The sequence below is a fragment of the Streptomyces sp. NPDC060031 genome (assembly GCF_042736805.1).
GTDB lineage: Bacteria > Actinomycetota > Actinomycetes > Streptomycetales > Streptomycetaceae > Streptomyces.
The window spans coordinates 93,221-100,429 of record NZ_JBHWVM010000018.1 but is presented as its reverse complement, the minus strand read 5'-3'; the positions used below and the strand labels follow the sequence as shown (position 1 = coordinate 100,429).

The 7,209-nt window shown below is 72.2% G+C and carries 4 protein-coding genes and 1 pseudogene; all 5 read left to right on the top strand.

Going from position 1 to position 7,209, the window contains the following annotated elements; all coding sequences use genetic code 11:
* Positions 1-400, top strand: a pseudogene (locus tag ACFWB8_RS11110) (ISAs1 family transposase); the annotation flags it as partial.
* A 614-nt stretch (positions 401-1,014) separates the two neighbouring features.
* Positions 1,015-2,292: a phenylacetate--CoA ligase family protein gene (locus ACFWB8_RS11105; protein ID WP_385224545.1), complete on the top strand. Its 1,278-nt coding sequence runs from the start codon at positions 1,015-1,017 to the stop codon at positions 2,290-2,292.
* Entirely contained in the window at positions 2,289-3,473 is a 1,185-nt protein-coding gene (locus tag ACFWB8_RS11100) for a GNAT family N-acetyltransferase (RefSeq protein ID WP_385224527.1), read from the top strand. Before ACFWB8_RS11105 ends, ACFWB8_RS11100 begins: the two co-directional genes overlap by 4 nt.
* 14 nt (positions 3,474-3,487) lie before the next feature.
* Positions 3,488-4,639, top strand: a complete 1,152-nt coding sequence (locus ACFWB8_RS11095) for an acyl-protein synthase (RefSeq protein ID WP_385224543.1) — start codon at positions 3,488-3,490, stop codon at positions 4,637-4,639.
* A gap of 5 nt (positions 4,640-4,644) precedes the next feature.
* Positions 4,645-7,206 (top strand): aldehyde dehydrogenase family protein, encoded by a 2,562-nt coding sequence (locus ACFWB8_RS11090; RefSeq protein ID WP_385224541.1) that lies wholly within the window; start codon positions 4,645-4,647, stop codon positions 7,204-7,206.
* Positions 7,207-7,209: the final 3 nt, after the last annotated feature.

The window sequence follows — 7,209 nt, the reverse complement described above, 5'->3', positions numbered from 1 at the left end:
CCGGCTCAAGGCCGCCGCGTTCGCCCACCTCGACTACCCCGGCGCCCGCCAGGCGATCCAAGTCGTCAGGTGGCGGCGCGAGATGAGTACCGGCAGACTGACCATCGAGCGCGTCTACCTGATCACCAGCCTGAGCGTCTTCGACGCCACCAGCGCAGAGCTCTCCACCTGGATCAGGGGCCACTGGGGCATCGAGAACCTCTTGCACCACGTCCGCGACCGCACGTTCCGTGAGGACGACTCCAAGGTCCGCACCGGCACCCTGCCCCGAGCCATGGCCTCCTTGCGCAACCTCGCCATCGGCATCTTCCGCCAGGACGGCCGGACCAACATCGCTGCCGCCGTCCGCCATACCGGCCGCGACTACCACCGGCCCCTACAGGCCCTCGGCCTCACCTGACGAACCCGGACAGATTTCGATCATGCAATGACCCTGGGACCCGTCGTGCCGTGATGCCCCTGCGCCGGGAATTCCTCGCGCTCGCCGCGCTCATCGCGCTTCCTCCGGCACCGGATACGCAAAAGAGCCCGGTCGGCCCGGCGGCGGGGAATGGGGATAAGGCCCTGAAATTCTCTGCCGCCTGACCTTCGCTCGGCTCATGAATCCATTGCGCGCAGACGCGCCCCAAGCAGGGGTGAGCGCGATGCCGCGGCGGCTCGGCCCTTCGAGTCAGGCCGGTGACCTGCCGCGCGTGCCGAGCACCGCGCCAGCCCGTCGGCATCCGGGCTGACCTGCGCGTCCGGTCGGCGTGCGCCGACTCGGCGCCCTGCGCACGGCACCGCCATATCCGGACATTCGGCAAGTGGGGGTGCCATGGGGCGCCTCCCCCCGGCGCGACCCGATTTACCTGGGGAATGCGAACCCCACGCCTGCCGCGAAGAGTTGTTTTCTGACCGTTTCCGGCCACCTGCTCTTGAGGTGACACCGTCATCGTTGCGTAAGTTCTGTCCGGGCCCACGCTCCTGCGTGCAGCGCTTCATTCAGAATTCAAACATACTCTCCAGCAAGGCCGAATAGTCATTCATCAGCTTTCTGATCTCATACGCCATGCCCGTGAGCACTCCCCCTTCTACGCAGACCTCTACGCCTCCCTGAAGCCCGACGTGGACTGCCTCCTGGACCTCCCCGTCGTGGATCAGGAAGAGTTCTGGGCCGCGAACGCCCTGCAGGGCAACCGGGTCCTGACCGCCCCGCTCACCGAGGCGGCCGTGTTCAAGACCGGTGGCACCACCGGTGCTCCGAAGTTCTCGTTCTACACCCGGGACGAATGGCAGGAGTTCGTCACCGCCTTCGGCGCGGGGCTGGTCGAGGCGGGGCTGCGGTCCGGGCACCGGGTGGCGGACCTGTTCTACGCCGGGGAGCTGTACGCCAGCTTCCTCTTCGTCCTCGACTCGCTCGCCCACGCCCCCGTCGGCAACGTGCGGCTCCCCATCGGCGGCCGCGCCCCGCTGGAGTCGACGATCCCGGCACTGCGCGACTTCGCCGCGGACGTGGTGGCGGGCACCCCCACCACCCTGTGCCGGCTCGCCGAGCAGCTGATCTCCACCGGGGAGCAGCTGCCCGCCGTGGAACTGCTGTTCTTCGGCGGCGAGGCGCTCTTCAGCGACCAGCGCAGGCTGCTGGCCGCCGCCTTCCCCCGCGCCGAGGTCCGCTCGCTCGGCTACGCGAGCGTCGACGCGGGCCTGCTCGGCTGCCCCGTACCCGGAGCGGACCCACGCACGCACCGCGCCTTCACCCCGCACTCCGTCGTCGAGATCCTCGACGAGAGCACCGGGGAGCCGATCTCGGAGGCGGGCCGGCCCGGACGCGTCGTGGTGACCAGCCTCTTCCGCACCCTCATGCCGATCATCCGCTACCCCGCCGGCGACCGCGCCGAGTGGACGGACCCCGGCGCAGGGCACTTCCGCGTCCTCGGCCGGTCCGAGGAGGGGGTGCGCGTGGGCCCCGTGGCGCTGTACCACCAGGACGTACAGGCCGTACTCGCCGCGGCGGACGGGCAGGGCCTGATCGTCGGGTCGCAGCTCGTCGTACGCCGCTGGGACGGGCGGGACGGCCTGATCCTGCGCCTGGCCACCGCCCCGGGGGGAGGCGAGGACCCGGCCCGGCTCAGCGCGCTGGCCGAAGCCGTGGTCGACGGACTGTACGCGGCCCGCCCGCACTTCCCCGACAGCGTGGCCAACCGCTTCGTGCACCCGCTCGCGGTGGAGTGGGTGCGCCACCGCGGCCTCGCCGTCAATTCCCGCTCCGGCAAGCTCATCCGCGTCCTCGACGAGCGGCCGACCACCTCATGACCCCCGCCCCCGGCCGCCGGGCCCCCGTCATCGAACGGGCCGGCTGCGCCGACATCGCCGATCTGCGCCACCTCTACTACGCCGTTTACGGGCCGCACTACCCGGTGGCGCTGGGCACCGACCCGGCGGAGATGGCCCGGCTCATCCAGGACCCGCACACCCTCTGGCTCGTCGCGCGCTGCCCGCGCAGCAACGCCCTCGTGGGCTCGGCCGCCGTCCACGGTGAGCCCGGCAGCCGCCTGGGCCGCCTGGAGGGACTCGCCGTCCACCCCGACCACCGCGGTGGCGGCCTGGCCGCGCAGCTCACCGAGCGGCTGTGCGAGCGGACGCTGGGCACCGGCCGCCTCGACTCCGTCTACGCCACCGTACGGACCGTCAGCGCCGGGCCCCAGCGCGTCTTCGCACACTGCGGCTTCCGGCCGATGGGACTGCTGGCCAACGCCGTTGCCCTCGGCTCCCGCGAAAGCCTCGCGCTCTACGCGCGTCACTCCCCCGGCGTGCTGGAGCGGCGGGTCCCGGTCCCCGAGGTGCCCGCGCCGCTGACGCCGCTCCTGCGCACCGTCGAGCGCGGCCTGGGCATCAGCTACGCGGGGACCCGGGTCGCTCCGCCGTCCCCGGGGCTCCCGTCGCCCCCGGCGCCCGATCCCGCAAGCGGCGTACGGCTGGAGCTGATCGAGGCGCCGGCCTTCGTGCGGCGCCGCTTCGACGAGCACTTCCCCGACGCCGCCCAGTGGTTCTATCCGCTGCACACGCCCAACACCCTGCTGGCCGCCGACGACGGCAGCTTCGAGGTGTACGCCTGCCTCAACCGGAGCGGGGGCTACTGCTCCCTGCTCGCCGCCTACCCGAGCCCCGCCGCGGCCGCCCATCTGGAAGCGCTGACGCACGCCCTCACCCGCGCGGGCGCCGGTTACGTGGAGGCCCTGGTGCCCCTGGCGCACCGCGCCGCGCTCTCCGCGTTCCTCTCGCAGGGCTTCCTGCCCAGCGCGCTCTACCCGGCGATGCGCCGCGAGGCCGACGACAGGTTCCACGACTACGTCGTCATGTCCCGCACCGCCGAACAGATCGACTTCCGCGGCATGGTCGTCGACGCCCCTCTCCAGCCCTACCTCGACGCCTACGTGTCGGCTTGGTCTTCGCGATACCTCCCCGTCCAGCCCCTACCGGAGGTGGCTCCGTGACCCCCGTGTCCCCTGTGAACCCCCATCTCGCCCCCGTCGCCGTCCCCGACCCGGCGCTGCTGCCCCGGGTCCAGGAACTGTGCGACCTCACCGACCCGTACGCCGTCGGCCCCGCCGAGGACGCGCTGTTCAGCGCCGCCATGGCGGAGATCAACGCCTGGCACGCCGACCGGTCGCCGTTCTTCCGGAGCCTGTACGGGGCCACGGGTCTCGGTGAGAAGTACGGTGCGCCGCTCGTCCACGCGAACCTCTTCAAGCGCCACGAGCTCCTGTCCGTCCCGCGGGAGGACGTACACCTGCACCTGACCTCGTCCGGTACGACGGGCCAGAAGTCGCAGATGTTCTTCGACCGGTGGACGATCCGCTCCGCCCAGCGCATGGTCGCCCGGATCTTCGACCACAACGGCTGGATCACCCCCGCGCAGGAGGTCAACTACCTCCTGTACAGCTACGAACCCGCCCGTGACCTCAACCTCGGCACCTCCTTCACCGACAACTACCTCTGCGACTTCGCCCCCGCCCGCCGGGTCGAGTACGCGCTGCGCACCACCGGCAAGGGCGGCCACGAGTTCGACCCCTTCGGCTGCGCGTCCGCGCTCCAGCGCTTCGAGCGGGACGACGCCCCCGTACGGATCCTGGGCTTCCCCGCCTTCCTGTGGTTCACCCTGGAGCGGATGCGCGCCCTCGGAACGCCGGCCCTGAGCCTGCCCGAAGACTCCCTGGTCGTCCTCGGCGGCGGCTGGAAGGGCAACGCGGACCGCCGGATCGGCAAGGACGAGCTGTACGGGCGCATCACCGAGCAGTTGGGCATCCCCGCCGAGCGGATCCGCGACACCTTCGGCTCCGTCGAGCACTGCGTCCCGTACGTCGAATGCGACCACCACAGCCTGCACGCGCCGGTCTGGTCCAGGGTGTCCGCCCGTTCCACGCGGACCCTGGAGCCCCTCCCGTACGGGGAGGCCGGCTATCTGCACCTGGTCTCGCCGTACATCACCTCCGTACCGGCGCAGAGCGTCGTCATGGGCGACCTCGCCACCGTGCGGCCGGGCAGCGCCTGCGGCTGCGGGCTGGAGACCGACTGGTTCACCGTCCACGGACGGGCCGGAGTGAGCCGCAACCGCAGTTGCGCCGTGGCCGCCGCCGAACTGATGAAGGGAATGTCGTGACCTCAATGACCCCGGTGACCGCGAGCCCCGGAGCACACCACCACTACTGGCAGGGCGCCTTCGTCGACGACGAGGAGGCGGGGCGGCGCCTGGCCGGCCTGCCCGCGATCGTCGAGGCGGCCCTGGCCGTACCGCTGGAGACCGAGACGGTCCTGGCCGCGTGCGACGCCCTGGCCACGGCCCTGCGCGATCCGGCGCACCCCGTCTCCGCGAGGCTGGCCGAGCACATACCCACGGACGGCGACGGCGACGGCGAGGCCGATGCCGCGGCCGGCTCCGCCGTCCTCGCCGAACTCGCCTGCCTCCTGGGCCGCGACGAGCTCACCCGCAAGGTCCGCCGCGAGCTCGGCTCGGCCGCACCGCAGCGGCTGAACCGCCCCGACGCCAAGGAGACCGTGTACGAGGCGTGGGCCCCGGTCGGCCTCGTCGCCCACATAGCGCCCGGCAACGGCGCGGCCGTCGCCCCGCTCAGCCTGGTCGAGGGCCTCCTCGCCGGCAACGTCAACGTCCTCAAGACGAGCAGCGACGACACCCTCCTCGCCCAGCACCTGCTCGCCGAGCTTGCTGCCTTCGACGCGACGGGGGCCATCGCGGAGCGCGTGGTCGTCCTGCGTTTCCCCTCTTCACGCCAGGAGTGGCTGCGCCTGATGTGCGCGCCCGCGGACGCCGTTGCCGTATGGGGCGGCGAGGCCGCCGTCGAAGGGGTAGCCGCCCATGTACCCGCCGGCTGCCGCCTGGTGGAGTGGGGGCACAAGATCTCCTTCGCCTACCTCACGCGGGACGCCTGGGACGATCCGCGGACGCTCGCCGCACTGGCCGCGGACGTCTGCCTGTACGAGCAGCAGGCCTGCTCCAGCCCGCAGGTGGTGTACATCGACACCGAGGACGCCGAGGAGGTCTTCGCCTTCGCGGACCGCTTCGCCGGCGTGCTCGCCACGATGCCGCCGCCGCCCCCGGGGGACGTGCCGGGCACCGCCGAGGACGCCGAGATCACCACCACGGAGATGATCGCGCGCCTGGAGGAGCACCTCGGGCTGACCCGGGTACGCGCCGCCGCCGACGGTTCCTGGCGCGTCCTGGCCGACGTGCGCCCGGCGCTGACGGCCTCTCCGCTGCACCGCAGCGTGTGGGTCAAGCCGCTGCCCCGCAAGCAGCTGATCCCCACGCTGCGACCCATGCGGCGCTACCTCCAGACCGCCGGCATCGCGGGCAGCCGCCCGGACATCGCGGAACTGTCCCGCACGGTCCTGGCCGCGGGCGCCACCCGTATCGCGCCCGTCGGCGCCATGACGGCCGGCTACTCGGGCGAGCCGCACGACGGGGTCTACGCCCTCCAGCGCTACAGCCGCCGGGTCGCCGTACGGGCCGACGAGCGCTTCGCCGCCACGGCCTGCCTCGACGACCTGACCGGGCCGGTGGAGTTCCCGCCGCCCACCGGCCCGCTGCGCGACAAGGACACCGTCCAGGAGCTCAACGCGCAGGTCGCCGCGCACGATGCGGAGCTGTACTTCCGCAGCGGCGGCAGCACCGGGGCCCCCGCCCTGTCCCTCTTCAGTTACGAGGACTACGACACCCAGATGCACGCCGCCGCCCGCGGCCTGCTGGCCGCCGGCTACGACCCGGCGCGCGACCGGACCGCCAACCTCTTCTTCTGCGGCGGCATGTACGGGAGCTTCATCAGCTTCTTCTCCATCCTGGAACGGCTGGGCGGGGTGCAGTTGCCGATGGCCGCGGGGACGGACCACCGGGCCACGGCCGAGATGCTGGTGGCCCACGGGGTGGACACGCTCTTCGGCATGCCCTCCTACCTGTGGCAGCTCCTGAACGAGGAGGAGGAGCTGCTGCGTTCGTACGGTGGCATCCGGAAGATCTTCTACGGTGGCGAACACGTCAGCGAAGGGCAGCGCGCGCACCTGGCCGAGACCTTCGGCATCGAGGTCCTCCGCTCCCTCGCGTACGGCAGCACCGACCTGGGTCCCCTCGGGTACCAGTGCGAGCAGAGCACGGGGAGCGTCCACCACCTGCACGCCGACCTGCACACCCTGGAGATCCTCGACGTCGACGAGGACCGCCCGGTGGCGGCGGGCGAGACGGGCCGGCTGGTGTTCACCACGCGGGCGCGGCGCGGGCAGAGCCTCGACCGGTACGTCATCGGCGATCTCGGCCGCGCGCTGCCGGGCCGGTGCGCCTGCGGCAGCCGTTCGCCGCGCTTCGAGCTTCTCGGGCGGCTCGGCGACGTGATGCGGGTGGCGACCTACCTCCTCAACTACCGCCGCTTCGTGGCCATCGCCTCGGAGCGGCTGGGCCATCGCGGGGAGATCCAGGTGGTGCTGACCGGCGGCGCTGCCCGCGAGGGGCTCACCGTACGGATGGAACACGCGGCGGAGGGGTCAGCCGGCGGATCGGCGGAGGCGGTCCGCGCGGCCTTCCTGGACGGCTATCCGGAGCTGCGCTCTGCGGTGCGGGAGGGGCTGCTCGACCTCACCGTGGAGAGCGTGGACGGCGACGCCCTGGAGCGCACGGCGACGAGCGGCAAGCTGCGGACGGTGGTGGACCGCCGGAGGTAGGAG

Excerpts from the sequence above, each read along its gene's own strand:
- ACFWB8_RS11100 (WP_385224527.1), top strand. The coding sequence starts at position 2,289 with ATGACCCCCGCCCCCGGCCGCCGGGCCCCCGTCATCGAACGGGCCGGC.
- ACFWB8_RS11090 (WP_385224541.1), top strand. The coding sequence starts at position 4,645 with ATGACCCCGGTGACCGCGAGCCCCGGAGCACACCACCACTACTGGCAG.